The organism is Phocaeicola plebeius DSM 17135, assembly GCF_000187895.1.
Lineage (GTDB): Bacteria > Bacteroidota > Bacteroidia > Bacteroidales > Bacteroidaceae > Phocaeicola > Phocaeicola plebeius.
Genome location: NZ_DS990130.1, coordinates 417,547 through 439,441, shown reverse-complemented (window position 1 = coordinate 439,441; position 21,895 = coordinate 417,547). Strand labels below are relative to the sequence as shown.

The following is a 21,895-nucleotide window of genomic DNA, read 5'->3' as shown; positions in this document are numbered from 1 at the left end:
TATCATCAGTAATTTAGCTTCCAATAATCAAAATAAGCCAAATCTTTCGGAACCTTTCCCTTAAAAATAAAATACAAGTCGTGTACACCTGTTACCTGTGGAATCTGTTCTTCCATCATCCGCCAACGATCACTTCCCCCAGTTCGTGGTACTTTAATCTTAGCTAACACCTGTCCGTCCAGCCCGTCAAGACGTACTTCCATAACAATTTCCGCATTGTGAGTGGTAGACAAACGAGCAGAAAAACGAGAAGGAGCTTTCTCACCGAAATCAACAGCCCGTACTTTCGTATAAGCTCCATCTGCTAAGGCTGTAATAAAGACACCTACCTGAGGATTATAAGCGCTCTTCATCTTTTCTGACCATGCCATTGTTTCCGCTTCCACCTTCTGGTACGGACAAAGAGGTTTTAAACTCTTCGTAACACCCTCTTTCACCATCTTCATGCAAGGAATTTTTCCATCAGACTGGAAATCAAGTTCCCTAACACACACAGAACGAGTAAAGCCACTTCCACCAGGAAGAGAAGCATCGTGATAAAACAAATAAGTTTTTCCTCTGAAATCAGCAATTCCAGGATGATTGGTAAAACTTCCTCCTTCTGTAGCCATCAAAGTACCTCCATACTTCCACGGGCCTTCCGGACTTTCAGCTGTAGCATACGCTAAATGTTCAGGAACCGGTCCTCCAGCATAAAAGAGGTAATACATTCCCTTACGTTTATACAGCCACGGAGCCTCTTCATACAAAGTAGGACGTTGTGAATCTCCTTCCCTGCGTCCAAAAGCTTCCGGCTTCATCGGTACCGCATGTATCTCCCCTTTATAAGATATCATATCCTTATTCAGCTTCACATAATAGCAGTTCGGATTTCCCCAATAAAGATAAGCCTGTCCATCTTCATCAATGAAGACCGTAGGATCTATATTGCCATAATCAGCTCGTACCAAAGGAGCTCCTATCGGATCATAAAAAGGCCCGTAAGGACTATCAGCCACAGCTACTCCAATAGCCGTTTCACCTTTACGGTCCGTCACAGGTACATACATATAAAATTTACCGTCACGTTCAATACACTGGGCAGCCCATGCATCTCCACCTGCCCATTCAAATGTCTTGAATGACAAAGGAGTGGGATGTTCGGTCCAGTTCACCATATCATCCGTAGAATAAAGTTTCCAGTCGTTCATGGTAAACCACGTAGAACCGTCTTCATCGTGACTTGTATAAAGGTATAGCTTGTCATTGTATACCATAGGAGCTGGATCAGCCGTATAAGATGTTTGGATAATGGGGTTTTGTGCATTTACTGCCAAACCAGAGAATAAAACCACTCCCTGCATAATTCTGTACCATCGAATATTTAGTAAAGACAACTTTATATCTTTTCTTAAAATCTTTTTTATCATATATACTCTATTTATGCTGTAAACTAATATCAGAATTTCCAATAATCCAATTCAAATAAATCCTTATTATTCTCTCCTTCAAAACTAAGGTACAAATCATGTATGCCACTGACCGCATTGACCTCACAAGAATAAAGTTCATACTTAGATGTTTCATTTCCCTGCGGTATATTCACGTTTCCCACAATCTTTCCATCCGGAACATCCAAACGAATTTTCAGATTTCCTCCCTCAAGAGGCAATGCGGAAACTTCAAAACGGCGAGCTTTATTCTTTCCAAAGTTCACTCCACGTACACAGATGTACTCTCCATTGTTCACATCTACCATCGAAAGAGACTTATCTGCATTCGGAGCAGTTTTCAATCCATATCCCCAAGCCATAGTTTCAGCTTCTACCTTACGGAACGGATTAAAAGTACCGATCTGCTCCAGCTTGGTATCCGCCCAATAAGGTACTTCTTGAATAGTTCCATCTTCATTATAGTGCATTTCTGCCACTGACACCGAACGGCGTTCATAATGAGTATTCGTTTCCAGTTTTAACAAATCATAATTCAACCCAAAGACATACGATTTCCCCTTATAATCCATAACACCAGGATGATTGCCTCTGGTTCTCTCCGTAGGGCGCATAATGTATCCTTTCGTTTTCCATGGTCCTGTAGGACTATCACTCATTGCATACCCTATTCCCTCCGGACAACAGGTAGAAGCAAAAGCCAAATAATAATGTCCATTACGTTTATAGAACCACGGACCTTCCTGATAATGCTCCGGAGTTTCTTTTAGCTTTACAATATCTCCTGAATATGAAATCATGTCTTCATTTAATTTCACATAATAACAATTGGGATTTCCCCAATACATATAAGCTTGCCCATCCTCATCGATGAACACGGTAGGGTCAATATCATCCCAATGTTCTTTCTGCCATACAAGAGGCTTTCCAAGAGGATCCTTAAATGGTCCATAAGGACTGTCGGAAACAAGCACACCGATTCCATTTCCATGAATCGGACAATACATATAAAACTTACCATTGCGCTCAACTACCTGTTCAGCCCAAGCTCCATTATCACGCTTCACCCAATCAAAGCTCTTGAGAGAAGCAACAACCCCATGATCAGTCCAGTTAACCATATCGGTAGAAGTATACAACAACCAATCCTGCATTTTAAACCCTTCGGCATCATCTTCATCATGCGTCGTATAAAGAAATACCGTATCATTGTATACCATCGGTGCCGGATCGGCAGTATATTTCGTTTGAATAATAGGTCGTTGAGCATTTACATTCAGACAATTCAACAGTCCACAACCACCACACAGTAACAAAATCTTGCTAATATTCATAATATTCAATATTTAAGTTTATCAAATTCATTTCACTTTACCCACCTAAAGAATCAAATCTTTTTTATTCATGATTACTTCCGGGTAATCACTACACCTCCATTTTTAGGAATAGAAAGATTCAAAGTCTGTTTCTTGCTGATAAGCTGTTCCTTGACTGAGCCTGCCAGTTTATCATTATCTTCATACAAATTGACGATTTCTCCTGCTGCAAACAAAGTTGAAACATCTATCTTTAATTTAATAGTTTCATCCTGTGCATTAATTCCTGCCACGTACCATTTACCAGCATGTTTACGTGCCATCACAATATATTTTCCAGGATAACCGTCTATAAACTTCACCTCATCCCAAGTAGTAGGCACTTTTTTCATGAAATCCACGACCCAAACTGGAGCGTCAGTTAGGTTATTAGGTGCCAATGCAAAATGCTGCACCGGACTCTGAAACAATACTGCCGTAGCCAATGCAAATACATCGGACGTAACTCTCAGCCGTCCCCCCGGTTCATTTTTCGCATTATAATATTTGTTCAAAGTACTTCCTCCGAAATCCATACTCCCAATCGTATTACGAACAAACGGATGGATACATGCATTGAATGCTTCTGCATCGCAGCTTCCCTGAGAGAAATTCATGTTTTCACTGGCCAATACCGCTTCACTGGCCGCATAATTAGGATACATACGTTCCCATCCACGCGGAATGGTACATCCATGAAAAATAACCAACAGTCCATAATCGTTTGCGTCAGCTAAAATGTCTTCATAAAGCTGCATGGTGACCTGCTTGTCACTACCTATGAAATCGACCTTAATACCTTTGATACCTATACGTTGCATCCATTTCATTTCTTTCCGACGCTCAATGATATTACTCATTTTTCCACGAGGTCCTTGAGGGGCATCATTCCAGTATCCATTGGAGTTATACCACAAATATAGCCCTACATTTTTCTGTTTGGCGTAGGCAGCCAGCTCTTCTATCTTATCATAACCTACCTGTGTATCCCAAAGCGCATCTACCAGCACCGTACGATATCCCATAGCTGCACAAAAATCTACATAACGCTTTTGGTCATCCATATTCATACTGGCATCTCCGGCAATAATCCAGCTCCAAGTTCCACAACCGTATTCTGCGGTATAGTCTTTCGACGGTTCATATAACGGCTCTACCACATCAAACGGTACAGTTGTTTCTACAATAGGAGCCAGTGTAGAACCCAAGGTTATAGTACGCCAAGGAGTCTTACCCGGCAATGCAATTCCCGGAGAAATCGTGCCATTGCCGTTAAATTCACCTTCCTGCGGAAAACCAATGGTATACACCCCATCTTCATGCCCCATCAAACGACTACCGCAATAATAACTGTTTACTCCAGTTTCAGAAATTAAAATCCAACCTTTATCTGAATTTTTAAACAAGCAAGGGAATGTATATCCTTCTCCCCAACCATTTTTTCCCATCGTATCATCTACTGTATATGGAGTTTCATAGCTAGGAGAAGTTCTGGCGAAACCACCCATCGGTCCGCTTTGTGGACATAAGAAAGTAGTCGTACCTTCCGGCATGACAAACCCCGTAGTTTCCTGCTGTATCACACAGCACAAAATATCCTTCTTAGGATAAACGGTATATCTAAAAGCCACGTCATTATTACTTACCCGAAACTCCACATCAAAAGCAGTTCTCCCTTCCTTTGTAAATGGAACGACTACTGATTCAGCCGCATACTCCACCTTACTTTTTTTTATGTTCGGTAAACGGTAGTTCTTCCGGATAGAGGTCTCCTTGATTTCACTACCGAGTGATAAAGAAGATGTAAAATCACCAATAGTAGTCTTCATACCCAACGGAGATTTCTCAATAAAAGTTACTCCATCATAGAATACCTGATAAGAAGGAATTCCACCTTCATCTGACACTACTACCTTCAAACGTCCATCAGGACTCAGCACCTCTTTTTCACTTGCATATAAACTTGTCATACAAATCATCGCAGTAAACGATGACAATAATACACGTTTTATCATAGACATTAGTTTTATTGTTATGTTTCCCTTTTAGTGCAGATAAAACGACTAAAAGGGAAACGTAATATTACACATCATTCTGTAAGCAGGCGCAACATAAAGATTCCACCAGCCACACTATTTTTCTCACTCCTAAACATGACTTCAATCTGATTCTTTCCTTTTACCAAAGTTTCGGGCAATTTATATTCCACATCCACAAACTCTTCCTTGTTCCATTTACCCACGATATTCTCAGTCGCCACGACCGTACCATCGACCACAATTTCAAATTTCCGATTGCCTTGTTCATAACCCCAATAAGTAGCCATAAGGGAAAGAGGCTGTTTGCCGTTGGTAGAAAGTGTATATTTGAAATATCCTCCATTACGAGCATCTCTCCACTTCTTACCTTTCCACATTCCTGTTTCAGAGTTTTCCTTTTTCATCTTATGATCTACTTCCGGTTGCTGTTCACCTACACTTACAGCATCCACCGTACGGGCATCCAACGCCATCAACCGTTTTTCCTCTTCTTGTGTGCGTTTGGTGTACGCACTATATCCATCAGAAGTCATACACAACCAATACATCATATACCGACAGTCATGCAGACGACAGAACGGTTCCAGCACCAGTCCGTCAAACTTCGGGTCATTGAATATGCCTGAAAGTTTATAACGCAATGTATTACCTTTCATCGGTTTCAAGCTGTTCAAATAACCAGTCACAATTTCTTTAGTTCCTATCAAGACCGGAGTTTCACTCAACGGAACCAACTTACCCGAAGCAATGTGTCCCCAACGGCCATCATTCGCAACCAATCCGTCCAAATTTTCTGTACCAACCGATGCCCCCATCAGGATAGGACCACGCATAATGGCCACAAAATCATCTTCTCCTTGAAGGGTTTCCAAACGCATTTTCATGGGCAAGGATACTTCCACCTTATCACCATCTTTCCATTTGCGATCAATGCAGATATAAGACGAACCAGCAACCTTCTCCGAAACATCTACTACCTTACCATTGCATTTTACTTCATACCCTTCTGTAACCCATGCCGGACGTCTTAGCAACAACTTAAAATGACACGACTCTCCACTTTTTAATTTTACTGTAAGTCGAGACGTTTCCTCATCAGGAAAGTTTGTTTCCTGTGTAATCGTGACCTTCTCCTGCTCCCAATTCAGCCGCGAAGAAATGAAAAGATTGACAAACAATGAGTCCGACGAATGAGTATAGATGAACTCACCATATTTCCCGTGATTCTCCATTCCGGTTCCTACACAACACCACATAGCGCTGTTAGGTTTTGAATACACTCGATAATGTGCCGGTCGAGCTGAAGTAAAATATACATAACCACCATGCTTTGGATGCTGTGTAGATAAAATATGATTGTATAACGCCTTTTCATAAAAATCGACGTATACAGCCTTTCCTGTCATCCGGAATAAACCTTCCGTAAGTTTCAGCATATTATATGTATTACATGATTCAGGGCCTTCTCTATCTTCCACATGACTTCTAAAATCATCCATAGATGAAAAATATTCCCTCCGACTATTCCCTCCTAAAGCAAGAGAGCGCTTACATGCCACAATATTCCAAAAGAAATCAGCTGCATCCATATATTGATTATCCCCACATACCTCTGCAATACGTTGATATCCGATAACTTTGGGAATCTGTGTATTCGCATGTATATTGTCCAGATTATCCTTATGAGCTACCATACTATCAAATAACCATCTATGAGAAAAACGTTTAGCTGTAGTCAAATATTTTTTCTTACCCGTAATCTGGTATGCATCGGCAAAAATTTCATCCATCCCACCAAATTCATTAGCCAGCATCTGTTCCATCTGATTATCCGAAAGTCCTTCTGTAACAGAAACTCCCCAGTCACATAATCTCAAAAACATATCCAACGCTTCCTTATTACCCGTATACATCCAAGCATCCCTCAAACCAGCAAAGATTTTATGTACGTTATACCATGGAGCCCAATATTTCCAAATTGACTCTACTTTCCCGTTTTTAATATCTGCCCATAGTTCTTTTCCATTAGGAACACCTCCAATATAACCGTCACCATTACTTTCCTGACAACGTTTCAATTCACCTAACATGTATTCCATCCGCTTCCTGCATTCTTCATTGCCGGTCGCGGCATAATTCATAGCCATAGCCGATAAGTAGTGTCCACCTACATGTCCGTCAAGCCCTGCCCAATTAGGAAATGGCTCCGCTTTTAAGGGTAACCCTGCTTCTTTAAGAAATGGAGCCAGAAGCCGGTCTACATCATATTCCATCAGCACCTTGAGATTTAATTCCTGTGCATGTTTAAACGGTCCGTCAAGTAACTCCACATCGCCTAAAGGAAAAGTATTCTTATATAATCTATCTTGAGCCTGGATATCAGGAGAAATGCCATTCAACATCATCAAAAGTATTCCTCCTGCAATAAAATTCATTCTCATAGTCACAATCTTTATTAAAGTATACAATGCGCTATTCTTTATTTCTTAATGTGTTTATAATTAAAGAAGTCGATATCAACAAAACCACCCAGACTCTTTGTCGCATAATTAAACAAAGCAAACTTAGTGCCCATAAAGAAACGACGATAATCAAAAATCATCTTAAAATCAGTTCCGATTTTCTTCCAGTCTTTATTATCGTAACTATAATAGAATGAAACTATATCCTTATTCAATCTGAAGTCCCCATCCAAACGAAGGTATATCACATCCGATGTTAATTCCACCTTTTGAATTTCATTTCGATCAATGCCTGTTACAGACTTATTTTTATCATCCAATTTGACACTTTCTGTTTTCATAGTCAAATACTTCTGGCTTCCTTGACAAGTGACAGCTAAAATTCCAGCATCTCCATTAAATGCACTCAATCCGGCCACATCACCGGCCTTCATGCCCGAAAGGTCCATACAAACCACTCCAGAACATTTCGGCCCTTCCATACGTTGAGTTAAAGTATTAGGTGCCACAAACAAATTATCCACAACTCGTCCGGTCGTCAGCCGTAAATATCCCTTACGTGCATTCAATGACCAACATTCATTCATCGGATTATGATTCCACTGCCAGTTTAATTTTAGCTTTTCGCCACTAAAATCATCACTCACTACCAATCCTTCAGAAGAATATCCTTGTACAGGCTTAGACATTGTAGCCGGCACATGTCCATTTTCATCTCCTAACATCGGCCAGCCGTCTACCCATCGACAAGGCATCACAGTCAACACACGACCTACCCCATTACGATCCTGAAAAATAACTCCATACCAATTTCCTTTTCCATCATCTACAATCGTACCTTGTGCCACGTACGGAAAACCAGCAAATGCATCTTCCAATATCACCTTTTTCTCATAAGGACCGGTAATTTTATCTGCCCGGTAACATACTTGTCTGCGTTTACCTCCTCGAGGCCATGAAATCATCAGCAAATAATACTTCCCATCGTGTTTTATCACCCTACTACCTTCCAGTAAAGCATTTTCCTCTTTATCTCTTTCGAATATCTTCATATCCACACCTCCCGGCATGACATCACTCAAATCCGGCTTCAGTTCACGCAACTGTCCGGTACCATAAAAGATATAAGCTTTCCCATCGTCATCAAAAAACAAAGACGCATCATGAAAATGAGGAATACGTGACGACAATGTCCATCCCTTTTTAGGGTCAGAAGTAGTATACACATATCCTTTGTAAGGGGTGTCATTCGGAGAAAAATAAGCATAATATGTTCCATTATGGTAACGCAAAGAAGTAGCCCACTGGCCACGTCCATATACAGTTCCTTCTTTCAAGTCATAATTCGGTTTATCATCCAACCGATCATACAGATAACTTACTATTTCCCAGTTGACCAAATCTTTTGAGTGCATGATCGGCGCTCCCGGAACCAAATGCATGGTTGTACTCACCATATAAAAGTCATCCCCTACACGTATCACATCCGGATCAGGAACATCTGCCCAAAATACAGGATTAGAGAAAGTTCCATCTCCATTGTCACCACACTGGGCATTGACTACGTCAGGGTACACGCCTCCCATAGCCATTAACAGACAAGCTAGCAAAAAGTGTTTTTTCATGATTTTATTCTATTACAAATGATTCATTCTGTTAATTCTTTACTTTGCATACACGACATACCGCTTTCCCGGTTCTGTTTTCAAGTCATATTCATAGATTCTCTTTAGTTCAGGCTTTTCCGGATTCGAGAGTTTCTTCGATATTAAAGGTGAAGCAACTTCAGCCTGACAAAGTAATTCATTCGGACAATCCCCTGAAGCACGCTTCAAACCTTTGCCTTTCAAAGGAATATACGACCGTAAACGTATAGTTCCACCTATCCGCGAATAAATTACAGCCTTGGTAAGATGCACATTTTTCCAATCCATATCTACAACAAAACCTCCTCGTGCTACCAAGCCTTTTACATTTCCATCCTGCCATTCATCAGGTACGGCTGGAAGTAAATGCACTGCACCATCATGACTCTGCAAAAGCATTTCTGCCACTCCTGCTGTAAAGCCAAAATTTCCATCTATCTGAAAAGGTGGATGTGCATCAAACATATTGGGATACGTACGCCCTAAAGGATACTTACCTGCCAGACTGTCGCAAGGTAACAATGAAAGCATATTCCGAATGATATTATACGCATGATTTCCATCCAGCATACGTGCCCAGAAATTAATTTTCCAACCAATACTCCAGCCCGTAGCCATATCACCTCTTTGCAGCAATGTATTTTTAGCAGCCTGAAATAATTCTGGATGCCGGTAAGGAGAAATCTGATTACTTGGATACAGTCCATACAAGTGAGATATATGACGATGCTGGTCTTTCGGGTCATCCACATCTTCCAGCCATTCCTGAAGCTGATTATATTGTCCTATTTGCATAGGAGGCAACTGACTTATCAGAGACTGAAGAGAATCACAATATGCCTTGCTATCCCCTATAATCCGTGCAGCACGAAGAGTATTGCTCAATACATCAAAAGCTATTTGGTTATCCATCGTGCAACCGGCTACAATTGATACTCCGTTCGGTCCATGTTCCGGAGAGACAGAAGGGGCAGTCACTCTCCAACCATACCGAGGATGCTTAGTCATAAATGACAAGAGGAAATCAGCCGTACCTTTCAACACAGGATAATATTCACGAAGAAAATTCTTATCACCCGAATATAAATAATGCTGCCAAAGATGTTGAGCTACCCAGGCTCCTCCATTAGGCCACATACCCGCATCGGCAAAATCCACCGGTCCGGCAGCCCGCCAGATATCCGTGTTATGATGTGCCACCCATCCTTTGGCTCCATATAACACACGAGCTGCTTCTTTACCTGTTACGGAAAGTTCATGCGCCATCTGAAAAAATGGCACATGAGTTTCCGACAAGTTAGTCACCTCTGCCGGCCAGTAATTCATCTCCGCATTGATATTAATTGTGTACTTACTATCCCAGGGTGCATATAAATCCTTATTCCATATTCCCTGAAGATTAGCCGGCTGACTGCCTGGCTGCGAGGACGAAATCAACAAATAGCGCCCATACTGAAACATCAACGCAGCCAGTGAACAATCTTTTACCTTATTGAATTCGTTAATACGTACATTCGTTTCCTTCTTTGAAAATTCCGAAGATGGCAAATGTAAAGCCACTCTTCCAAATTGCGCAGAATAAATCGCCTTATGCTCGTCGTACAACTTTTTATTCTGTTTATCCCATGCCCCTTCAATGGCACAGCGTGCTTTAGCGTATGCATCTCCCGACACATCCTGATAATTCACAAAATTAGTTGCCGCACTGAGAAAAACGGTAGCCGAAGATGCACCTCTGACAGACAAGCGTCCATCTTTACATTCTATTTTTCCATCCGATTTCACACGCATCATAACCACTGCATGAAGTGCAGCTGGAATACCTTCATGCTCTGCTCCGTTACATTTCATTATAAGATAGTCTCCTTCGCTCTTTACCTCTGAAGTCAGCGGACAAGTATATCTCAAATCCACATCCAATTTCTTATTACCTTTATCTGTCGCCATTTCTACAACCATGACGTTATCAGAAAAAGACGTAAATACCCGACGGGTATATTCCACACCATCACACCGAAAACGTACTGAAGCCGTGGCATCTTCTAAATTCAAATCACGATAATAAGAATCAACCTTTCCCTCACAATTGAAATCCATCAAAAGACTCCCCAATGTCAAATAACGCATTCCATGATGCGATGTCATAAATTTTTCATCCAACAGCGTTCTGGCTTCCAAATTTTTATTCTCAAATATAAGCCGTCTTACCTCATCCAGATAGCCTGAAGCACCAGTTCTGTTATTGCTATATGGACCGCCGGCCCAGAATGTTTCTTCATTCAGTTGGATTTCTTCGTGATTTATTCCACCAAACACCATTCCTCCCAAATGTGAATTACCTACAGGCAATGCTTCCCACCAATTACGTGCCGGAGCAGAGTACCACAACTTCAAGTCCCCTGCACTGTTGGCAAACACACCAAGAATCGAAGTCGCCAGAAACACACATACGTACAGAAATTTCTTCATAGATGCCTATTCTTACAATTATTATTTACTGAATGTTCCTGAAACAAAAGGCAGACACAAATATAAAGCAGAATGCCAATATTCCCAATCGTGTCCGCCGTCTCTTACCCTAAACTGACACGGTATTCCCGCTTTGCGCATGGCCTGAAAGAATTCGATGTTTCGGTCAAGCAAGAAATCGTCATCCCCACAATCCACAAACCATCTCACTGATTTCAGTGCCTGAATCGTACCTGCATCTGCATTTATCACACGCTTGATACAGCTCCGTTCTATCACTGCTCGTGTCAAAATAGCCAGCTTACTGTCCGGATTATCAAAACGGGCTGCTCCTTCTTCGGGAATTGACATCAACGCACTCATCGCATACACCGAAGCAAACTTATCTGCATGCCACAACCCATAGCCGGTAGCTCCTCCGCCTCCCATGGATAATCCGGCTACTGCACGATTCTCTTTATTCCCAATAACGTGATATTTATTTTCTACATAAGGCAGGAATTCCTCAAAAAAGAAATCTTCATAAAGCCAGCCTGACATATTAAAGAAACCATTCCATATTTCCTTGTAAATATCACCACCAGCATCAGGCATCACAATAATCATCTCACGAGCTTCCTGTGAATATATCAAACGGTCGGCCACCTCCTGCACATGTCCGCGCCATACCCAGTCTTGATTAGTTTGCGACATTCCATGAAAAAGATAAAGCACTGGATATTTTTTTCCCGGAACTTCTCCATAAGATGGAGGAAGATACACCGAGCATGTTCTTTCTGCATTTAACTTTTTACTAAAGATTGTATCATTTACGACTCTGCTACGCGAAAATAACGATACGGGTATAAAGCATAAAACCCATAAAGCAATAAAAAAAGAATGTTTATCCATAGACTTAAAATTTAATCCATACAAAAATACGCACCAAGCATACAAATTACAATAAATTACGTTACCAGGACTTTCGTTCACGTTACACATAAGCGATATTGCATTTACAAAACGTACATTTTACATATACTCATATTACATTCTCATTTATATCAAACTAATAAACAAGAAATTACATAATCACGTATCCTATCGAAAAGAAAACAGTATCTCGTAACATAGAATAAAAGATATGCAACATGCCGTCACACATACCCCACACAAAACAAGTAAATTTGCCAATGAAAGATTACATAAATACTTCATTTAACCAACACAATCATTCAATTATTTACAACTAATTATTTAATCATGAAAAATCAATTTAAATTACTCACATTGGGAACACTAAGCCTCATCGCTGCCTCGTGTGGAAACAAGGTAACGATGCCCGATTCGGGTACTCCAGTGTTCACACAATTTACCTACACGGGGAAAGATGTAGTATATGAAAAGAATCCACTGGCAGAAGGAGAATTTTATAATCCTATACTACAGGGATGTTACCCTGACCCCAGCATTTGCAAGAAAGGAACCGATTATTACCTGGTATGCTCATCTTTTGCCATCAACCCCGGAGTACCCATTTTCCATTCTACGGATTTAGTAAACTGGAAACAGATAGGACATGTGCTCGACCGCCCTTCACAGCTAAAGGTAGAAGATTCTGGAATCAGTGCCGGTATTTACGCTCCGACTATCCGATATAATTCCTACAATGATACCTTCTATATGATTACTACTCAGTTCTCAGGAGGGATGGGAAATATGATTGTGAAAACCAAAGACCCGATGAAAGGCTGGAGCGATCCTATCAAATTGAACTTTGAAGGCATTGACCCCGACATCTTCTTTGATGACAACGGCAAGGCATACGTCACTCACAACGATGCACCCGAAAAACCATTATACGAAGGACACAGAGTTATTAAAGTTTGGGAATACGACCTGGAAAAAGACCAGATTATTCCGGGTACAGACAAAGTTGTAGTGAACGGAGGAGTAGATTTGTCTAAAAAGCCTATCTGGATAGAGGCGCCACATCTTTACAAAAAAGATGGAAAATACTACCTGATGTGTGCAGAAGGTGGTACCGGAGGCTGGCACAGTGAAGTAATCTTTATCAGTGACAATCCACAAGGTCCTTTCAAGCCTGCTCCTGAGAATCCGATTCTGTCACAGAGACATCTGCCGGCTGAACGCCCGTTTAAAGTAGACTGGGCTGGTCATGCCGATTTGGTAGAAGGTCCTGATGGACAATACTATGGCGTATTCCTTGCTATTCGCCCTAATGAAGCCAACAGAGTAAATACCGGACGTGAAACCTTTATATTACCTGTAGACTGGAGCGGTACTTTCCCTGTATTCAAAGGCGGTCTGGAGCCTATCCAGCCTAAACTGGCTATGCCACAAGGTGTGAAGAATGAAACTGGAAAGAACGGATATTTCCCTAACGGAAACTTTACATTTACAGAAACTTTCACCGGAAGTTCACTTGATTACCGCTGGGTAGGAGTAAGAGGTGCCAGAGAAGGATTCATTTCTACTACTGCGGAAGGTCTAACAATTACACCTTACGAAACCAATATCAAGGCAGTTCTTCCTACTTCTACATTGTTCTATCGTCAGCAGCACCTTAATTTCACGGCTACCACTACCCTGAAGTATGTGCCTCGTACAGAAAAAGACCTCGCTGGAATCACTTGCTATCAAAGCGAAAAATTCAACTATGTATTTGGGGTAACAAAAAAAGCAGAAGATAGCTATATCGTACTGCAACGTACTGAAAAGGGAGAATCTTCAACCATTGCCAGCGAAAAGATTGAAGGAAACACTCCAATCAGTCTGCGCGTAACAGCAGAAGGAGATAAATACACATTCAGCTACTCTGTAAAAGATAATAACTACCAGACCGTAGGAGGAACCGTTTCCGGAGATATTCTTTCTACCAACGTAGCTGGCGGATTTACCGGTGCAATGATTGGTTTGTATGCTACTACTTCCAACGATGCGGAAGCTTTATAATCAAAATTAGTAACCACAAAGAGTATAAGAAATATCTTCTATACTCAAAGAAAAGAGGCTGCTTAAAAGCAGCCTCTTTTTATTCTCATCATTTAACATGTATGACAAACCTTCGATACCCAGTAAGACTAGGAACACCATCATCATTTAATTCTAAAATTAAATGAAAATCTTTACCTGTAGCATCTTCAGGAATGTGTAACACACACATTCCTTGCTTGTCAGACTCAATTTCTACCACACCTTTATACGTACCAGGCTCCTCATACACATACCAATTATAATATAAATTATTTCCATCAGGGTCATACGATGAAGAAGCATCCAACTGCAATACTTCCCCAGCCTCAACTGTTTTACTAGAAAAATTAAATGTTGAATCATTCTCAAAGACAACGACCGGATGATGATTAGCATCCGAAAATTTATCTGTAGTAGCCCAACACATCCTCGCAGCAAAATCATTCAAAATATGCTGTCGCCATTTATTAATGGCAGCAATACCCTCAGACGTACTAGCATGCATAAAATAGGGATCATAAATTTTCTCACTCTTACCTGATTTTTCAATAAAATCCATTCCTCGTATACCTGCAGTACGTTCCATTTTAAATCGGCCTCCCCATCCACCGTACGCAAGGCTATCCGGAACATTCAATCCATTCGCATATACATATAAAAAAGAAGGAGAATCACCTTCCGAGGCCCATATCCTGTCTGGATAACAACCTCCTAACGGTTTTCTTGACTGAACATTATCTTTAATCCATTCATCACCAGGTCCCCATCCATAAATTTCCGTATTTCTTATATAAAAGATTTCCGGAAAAGATTTAGCAATCCAAGCTCCAGCATCATCTTGCCCTAACACATCATAAATTCGAATTTTAGCTACAAATTTTTGGAATTCTTCTGGACTTCTGGTAGAATGGACTTTCCAAATAGCTTGTGCTATCGTATTCATTCCACTCCATGCAGCAAGCCAGACAGGACGAGCGTCTTCTTCCTTATCTACCGCCGCAATAATTAATTCAGAACCCGGAGAGTCCTTACCTACCCCAACTCCTGACATATTCGATTTTTCTTGCCCCCTTTTTACAATACTCTTCAAATAATCAGGTGATGGAAAATCGTTTGCATGTTTCTTTAAAAAAGGATAAGCATCTGCATAACAATCAATGACTTCTGTTATATCTGAAGTTCTATCCGGGTCATCTACCCAAGCATTTGAGCTAATGATTCCCTCTATATCCATTCTATCTGCACATACCAAAAGGTGTATCAATGATTGCTTGTCATCCGGATCAGCTCCACCTAAATCTGTAGTTACAATCAATCTTTGTTTTCCTAAATCATTTCGTGCAAACAGAAATCCACAAAAACCCAAAAACAAAGTCAAAATAATATATCTCATATCAAAAACTGTTTTATTGTCAATAGTCATCAAACTAATTGCTCATCATAAATAAAATATCCACTTTACCTCGTTCTTCTACATGGAGACTCATTCATATATAAATAAGACTTTTTATATCCCCCATAATCAACCACAATCTTTTCCAAAACTACTGCAGGATCTAAAGGCGAAAAATCAATTATATAACTACCGTCCTGACTTACAGGCAAATCAAGACGCACCTGTTTTTCAACTACACGCCTTGCTACCGTAGGATAAAATGTAGTATAGATATTCTCAGGATGTTCATTCAAATCATGATTATAATTCACCGTCACTTTATTACCATTTCTAAAACCTATAGCATATCTATGACCGTCTGTGTTATGAAAAGCAAGAGTGGATTTTACAACCACAATGACATTCACAGTCTTACACTTCTTTATCTCCTCTGGTAAAACCATCTTATAAGAAACCGTAGTACCCTCCACAGACTTTGTATAAGGCATTAATGTGATTCCTCCCAATGTTCTTCCCATATCGGGAATCACCTGCCATTTGAGGCTCTCAGGAGACTTGGTTTCAAAGAAATGCTCAGCTTCCATAGCCACATATCCGCCAGTCCCTTCAAAGATGTATCCCCCTACATTTTCCTCTGATAATCTGAATACTTCCGGTTGTTTGTCAACTGAAAAGTCATCATTCCATGAAGTATAACCTATATGCTTTTGAGTCATCATCCCCTTCCATTTTCCATTGCTCATAATGTTATTATAGTCTTCACTCAATGCTTTATCACGAGCAAAGCAAGCTTCTACCTTGTCAGCCCAATCATTAGCTTCCGGATTTCCTTCTTCATAAAGTTTATGGTTCATGGCCTGAGCATAATACATCTCATAAAGATTAGACATTGCCTGAACAGGAAATAACAGCAATTGCTTATAAGCATCCTTATATTCAGGAGCAAGTGATAAATATTGACGTAATGCTTCAGCTTCTAAACGTACATAATCATCTGCTACTTGCTTCCATTCCCCTGTTTCAAGATTATAAGTGTCACAATCCAGCATTTCCGCCGTTACACGACCATTATACTTGGTATACAAATTAAGAATCCGAGCTGCTTCCTCAGCCTGCCCTTTACCAAATATTTGTTCACAGAAGCAATAAGGATGTTGCATAAAATTATCAACAGAATAATCATTCGGATTCCATGCCATATCTAAAAATAAAGTAATAGGATACTCCATCGGTTTAAGATCCCCCACATTAAGTATCCAAAGTTTGTCCACTCCGTATTCATAAGTAAGATGAAGCTGCTCCCACATTCCTTGTATTGGAGTCATATTCATCCATTTTGAATTTCGGGGCGCTCCCACATAGTCTACATGATAATACATTCCCCATCCTCCCGGATGCTTACGCTCCTTATCGTTAGGAAGACGACGCACATTGCCCCAATTATCATCACAAAGCAACATTATTACATCTTCAGGAACCCGCATTCCCTTGTCATAATAATCAAGTACCTCTTTATATAAAGCCCATACCTGAGGAGTTTCCTTTGCCGGCTTTCCAGTCACATCCTCAATAATTCGACGTTGGTTTTCAACTATAGACTCCATCAGTTTTACATTGGTATCTTCACTCATAGCCTCATCCCCATCTCCACGCATACCAATAGTAATTATATCTTCAGTATTTTTTACCCTCTCAATACCTTCTCGAAAAAACTGATCTAACACTTTTTTATTCGTCGAATAATTCCATGCACCATATTCATTACGTTTACGGGCCCATTCTTGATGGTTTCGCGCCATAGGTTCATGATGTGATGTACCAATAATCACCCCCATTTCATCTGCAGTCTTACTATTGAGAGAATCATCTGCATAAAAAGCCCATCCCCACATAGCAGGCCATAAAAAGTTTCCCTTAAGGCGAAGAATCAGTTCACAAACCTGGGCATAAAAACGATGATCACCAAAATCTGTTCCATAATATTGCTTTACCCAGCTTGTCAGACAAGGAGCTTCATCATTCAAAAATATACCACGATATTTTACGGCAGGTTCTCCATCTGTATAAATACCCGGTAATATATAAGCTTCTGTTCTCTTTACTACTGGCACATCCATCCACCAATACCAAGGTGACACTCCAAGCTGTTTTGACAACTCATAAACGCCGTAAATAGTACCTCTACGGTCACTACCAGCAATTACTAATGCTTTTTTAACTCCATTAAAAGGAGCGTCAACGGTTGTTATAATATATTTCTCATTTTTCCCTTGCAATTGTTTCTTTTCGAACTTCTCCTTCTGGATAAGTTGCTTAATATACTTTGAATTCAGACTTCCTACGATAATGCAATTCTCATCCGAAATTTCAGTTGTCAACTGAGGCTTCATCCCAAACACCTGACTAAAATCCTCACATAAATTTTCAGCAGCAATATGAATACCTCTTTGATCTTCTTTATCTATAAGGATATTTATTATTTTGTTATCAGATACTAAAGAAAACGCATTACTTTCTTTTTCAAAAACCACAAACCGATTTGCTGAAAATGTATCCAAACATACTATAAGCAAAAGGCAAATTAAACTATGTATTTTCATGGTATAAATTTAAAATCATTTATTTCAAAAAACGACAACAAAGACTCGTAATCAATTCCACATCCAATATTATGAAAATTTCTCTTATCCCCATCTTTTACAAATAACAAAAACAGGAATAAGAGAAACTTTCATGTATAATTTTATTCTTGTGAAATTATCACTCTGAATTTTGTCTATTAAACACTTCTAATTTTAGTATTACAAATGCTTAATTATTTTTCCTGACTCAATTCTTCAGATGGCTCTGCTATAACTTTACCAGCAAGTCCATTAGCAAATCCAGCATATGTCGGTTTACGTTTAAAGCTGCTATCCCATAAACCAGTAGGTTCTCCTGGTCTCCAACCAGAATCAGCCGGACTATCTGTAGCACACCACTGAGTAATACCATATTGCTGTTCTACAGGAATTATCTCAAAATATTTACTGATAATAAACTGATAGAACTCTGCCATTTTCAGTTGTTGCTCATAAGTTACATTCTCAGTCTTGATAGCAGTACCGAAAGCTTTGTCTACAATACCCATATCCAATTCTGAGATTTTGATAAGCTTACCACTTGCAGCTAAAATCTTAAACATATTAACGATTGCATCTTCCTGAGCTTTTTGATCTGCTTCGTTCAAAATATAGCTTACGTGCATCTGGGTTCCAATACCATCAATCTTTGTTACACCATCTGATTCCCATCTTTTAATCCATTCAACCAAGCTCTTTGCCTTTTTGTTGCCATCCCACCAAGACTCAAGATTAAAATCATTGATAAACAACTTCAACTTAGACGGATCGCCTCCATATTCCTTGAAATATTTACGTGCTCTTGATTCAAGAATACGTACATAATCAATATCGCCTAAATAATCAGTCCAATAGAAATTAGTTGTAGGATCTCCATTTTCAGATGATTGTAATTCATAAATACCATCACCATCACTATCAGTACCAGAAACTGTTTCATTTGCCAAATCCCAAGCTGTTACATAACCACCTGTTGCTTCCATCATACCTTTAACCCAGTTATCCAAAGCCCAAGTAAGCGTATCTTTCTTTTCTTCAGGAGTCAAAGGAATTGTATTTCCTTTTTCCTCCAATTCCCATTTAATATCATCAAAATAATAAGTATTAGCTTCTGGCAATACAGACAAATTAAATGCAATAGTATTCATACCACTCGCACCTGCTTGATCCTCAGAAATAGTTCCTTCATACACAAATTCCTGCCAAGTGGTAGAGAAAGTAGGATTAGTAAACATATTATAGAAAACATATCCACCAGGTTCATTATGCGACTGAGTTTCACATCCAGCTTCTTTATCTGCGCGATATTTCATGCTAAAACGATATTTTTCGCCAGCCATCATCATTCTCGGAGTCTTTACAAAGAATTGAGTATCCCAAGTATTTGTCGGATTATCTCCTGATTTAACAACAATAGCACGTCCAGCTCCATCAGCACCTGTTCCCGCAGCACCAAAAGTAGCAGCTTTAGGACCAGATGTCATTTCCGTTGCATAAAAGCAAGAAGTATCATCACTTTCACAGTCACTATTTAAAAGCATATTATTCCAAAGTGAAATTGACGGTGCTTCTTTATGCGTTACTTTAAGCCATTCAATTTCTATATCTCCAGCAAAGTTTCCAGATTGAAACATCACAAAACCATCAGCTGTATTCACTCCTGTAAATGTAAGTTTAACTTCCTGCCATTCAGTTGTAAATGATAAAGCAGCAGTTTGTTGTCCTCCCCAATCTCCAATACAACATGTCAAATATCCATCGCCACTAGCCTTTATCTTAGCAGTAACCGTATATTCTATATCCGGACTAGCAACTAAACCATTCGCCACATGATATTGAATTTCGTAAAAATTCTCAATAGCTTCCGGATTATGAATTAACAAATTACCATCAGAATTAATACTAGCATCTACTTTATCACCATGCCAATAAGTATAAGATCCTAGTGTAGAATAATCTACATACACATCATTTACCTCTTCGGCATCTCCTGGATCAACTGTGATTTCTTTATCAGCAATCAACCCATTCAAATAAGTCATATTCTGCTGTGCATGCCAACCTAATGTATGACCGTAAATCGTAATACCTGCAGCTTTGGCTACATCTACAAAATTTGAAACCGTTGAAAAGTTCATCGTACCATCATCGGCTACAACTGAGGCATATTTCATTGCATTGCCTGCAGTCATCTCGTCAAAGTTTGTAGTAACCGCTTCATAAACTACACCTTGCTGAACAAAATCACTTACACTGGCCGCTAATCCCAACTTGAAGTTGGGATTTTTAGCACGGTCCAGATATGATTTCAACACGTCATAATTATTCAAATATTCATATTGAGCAACGCTTGTCGGTTTTTGAACCGAATAGGGCAATAGGGCATCGTCAACACATGATTCTACTACCATCCCTAAGGCTAATACCGGAAGCAATTTCATATATTGTTTCATGTTTTCTTTAATTTAAGGTTATTTATTATATGTAACATCAAACCATTCAGCCTTAACCTGACGATCGCGCATAACCAATGTATCCTTAGTTGCATAGACAGTAGAACCTAAATCCACTGTATAATCCAAATACAAGACGTCACGATCTTTATTATTAAAGGAATTCTTTTCTCCCTTCTCTACATACTTACCAGAACCTGAAACAGTGCAACCCGGAGTGTCTGTAGAAAGTGTACATTCATTATTATCATTAAAAGAAAGAATCAAGTTGCAATTTTGATCATTAAGAGTCAAAGCAAAATTAGCATCCTTCAATGAGCGAGTTGTCAATTCACAAACTTCATCACTTTCAACAGAACCTGTATGACGAACTACTGTATTAGTAGCACCACCTTGAGTAATTTGATCTACCCCACGACGCAAATAAACTGCATCCCACGGATTAATATACTTCACGGCATACAAAATGTAATCTTTCGGCAATACATTCCAGTCTGACTTGTTGCAACGAACAGGATTTTCCACTAAAGGAGAGCCTGACAAAATAGAATCCGCATTATGTACATTTGACATTACCAAAGGAATTACATAGGTAGTTTCTATTGCTTTAGGATCAGCAAAGAAAGCATCAGTCAACTGTACTTCTACTCCCGCACTAATCTGACCTTGAGGTATAGTGATTTGGTCAGAAGAAAGTGTATAATATTCAGCAGGCATAGGAACCACGTCTTCTCCTGTAGAGAACTTCAAGTTGTCACACAAAGAATTTACCACTTCAATATCAACCACAGGCGATGTTTGATTTTCATATACACCACCCATTGTTGCCTTAATCATACATTTATGTTGATTATCAAGTGTATTATCAAAAACTTCATCATTACCCAAAACGATAGTACGCACCGGATACTGATAAGCAAAATATACAGTAGTTGTTCCATAGTCAGGGAAAGACCAATCCCCATTCTCACACGAAGAGAAAGAAACCAACGCTAACAGTGAAAACAAATAAAATAGTTTTTTCATTTTTCCAGTCATTAAAAATTAT

Annotated in this window: 12 protein-coding genes; 1 reads left to right on the top strand and 11 read right to left on the bottom strand. The window is 39.7% G+C overall.

Features of this window, described 5'->3' with window-relative positions:
• Positions 1 to 5: 5 nt before the first annotated feature.
• From BACPLE_RS10000 to BACPLE_RS09970, 7 genes are all read right to left on the bottom strand, one after another.
• Positions 6 to 1,343, bottom strand: coding sequence for a glycoside hydrolase family 43 protein (locus tag BACPLE_RS10000; RefSeq protein ID WP_040312822.1), 1,338 nt, complete (start codon positions 1,341 to 1,343; stop codon positions 6 to 8).
• Between the two features lie 95 nt (positions 1,344 to 1,438).
• Positions 1,439 to 2,764 carry a glycoside hydrolase family 43 protein gene (locus tag BACPLE_RS09995; protein WP_007561465.1) on the bottom strand — a complete coding sequence of 442 codons (1,326 nt, stop codon included), beginning with the start codon at positions 2,762 to 2,764 and terminating at the stop codon, positions 1,439 to 1,441.
• 74 nt (positions 2,765 to 2,838) lie between these two features.
• Positions 2,839 to 4,800, bottom strand: a complete 1,962-nt coding sequence (locus BACPLE_RS09990) for a glycoside hydrolase family 97 protein (RefSeq protein WP_040312960.1) — start codon at positions 4,798 to 4,800, stop codon at positions 2,839 to 2,841.
• 74 nt (positions 4,801 to 4,874) lie between these two features.
• Entirely contained in the window at positions 4,875 to 7,265 is a 2,391-nt protein-coding gene (locus BACPLE_RS09985; protein ID WP_007561462.1) for a glycoside hydrolase family 127 protein, read from the bottom strand.
• A gap of 38 nt (positions 7,266 to 7,303) precedes the next feature.
• Complete coding sequence (locus BACPLE_RS09980) at positions 7,304 to 8,872, bottom strand: glycoside hydrolase family 43 protein (protein WP_235777927.1); 1,569 nt, start codon at positions 8,870 to 8,872, stop codon at positions 7,304 to 7,306.
• 78 nt (positions 8,873 to 8,950) lie between these two features.
• Positions 8,951 to 11,401, bottom strand: a complete 2,451-nt coding sequence (locus tag BACPLE_RS09975) for a glycoside hydrolase family 95 protein (protein ID WP_007561458.1) — start codon at positions 11,399 to 11,401, stop codon at positions 8,951 to 8,953.
• 21 nt (positions 11,402 to 11,422) lie between these two features.
• Positions 11,423 to 12,292, bottom strand: a complete 870-nt coding sequence (locus BACPLE_RS09970; RefSeq protein ID WP_007561456.1) for an alpha/beta hydrolase — start codon at positions 12,290 to 12,292, stop codon at positions 11,423 to 11,425.
• A 426-nt stretch (positions 12,293 to 12,718) separates the two neighbouring features.
• Here BACPLE_RS09970 and BACPLE_RS09965 point away from each other — a divergent pair, with 426 nt between their 5' ends.
• Entirely contained in the window at positions 12,719 to 14,356 is a 1,638-nt protein-coding gene (locus tag BACPLE_RS09965; RefSeq protein ID WP_235777926.1) for a glycoside hydrolase family 43 protein, read from the top strand.
• 88 nt (positions 14,357 to 14,444) lie between these two features.
• On the opposite strand, the gene BACPLE_RS09960 is transcribed toward BACPLE_RS09965, so the two are convergent.
• The 4 genes from BACPLE_RS09960 to BACPLE_RS09945 all read right to left on the bottom strand — a co-directional run bounded on the left by BACPLE_RS09960 (position 14,445) and on the right by BACPLE_RS09945 (position 21,873).
• Positions 14,445 to 15,770: a nucleoside hydrolase-like domain-containing protein gene (locus BACPLE_RS09960; RefSeq protein WP_040312959.1), complete on the bottom strand. Its 1,326-nt coding sequence runs from the start codon at positions 15,768 to 15,770 to the stop codon at positions 14,445 to 14,447.
• Positions 15,771 to 15,835: 65 nt separating this feature from the next.
• A complete protein-coding gene (locus BACPLE_RS09955; protein WP_007561449.1) occupies positions 15,836 to 18,373 on the bottom strand; it encodes a glycosyl hydrolase 115 family protein in 2,538 nt (845 codons plus the stop codon).
• Between the two features lie 215 nt (positions 18,374 to 18,588).
• Positions 18,589 to 20,847: an endo-1,4-beta-xylanase gene (locus BACPLE_RS09950; protein WP_007561447.1), complete on the bottom strand. Its 2,259-nt coding sequence runs from the start codon at positions 20,845 to 20,847 to the stop codon at positions 18,589 to 18,591.
• Between the two features lie 18 nt (positions 20,848 to 20,865).
• Positions 20,866 to 21,873, bottom strand: a complete 1,008-nt coding sequence (locus BACPLE_RS09945) for a DUF5627 domain-containing protein (RefSeq protein WP_148374586.1) — start codon at positions 21,871 to 21,873, stop codon at positions 20,866 to 20,868.
• Positions 21,874 to 21,895: the final 22 nt, after the last annotated feature.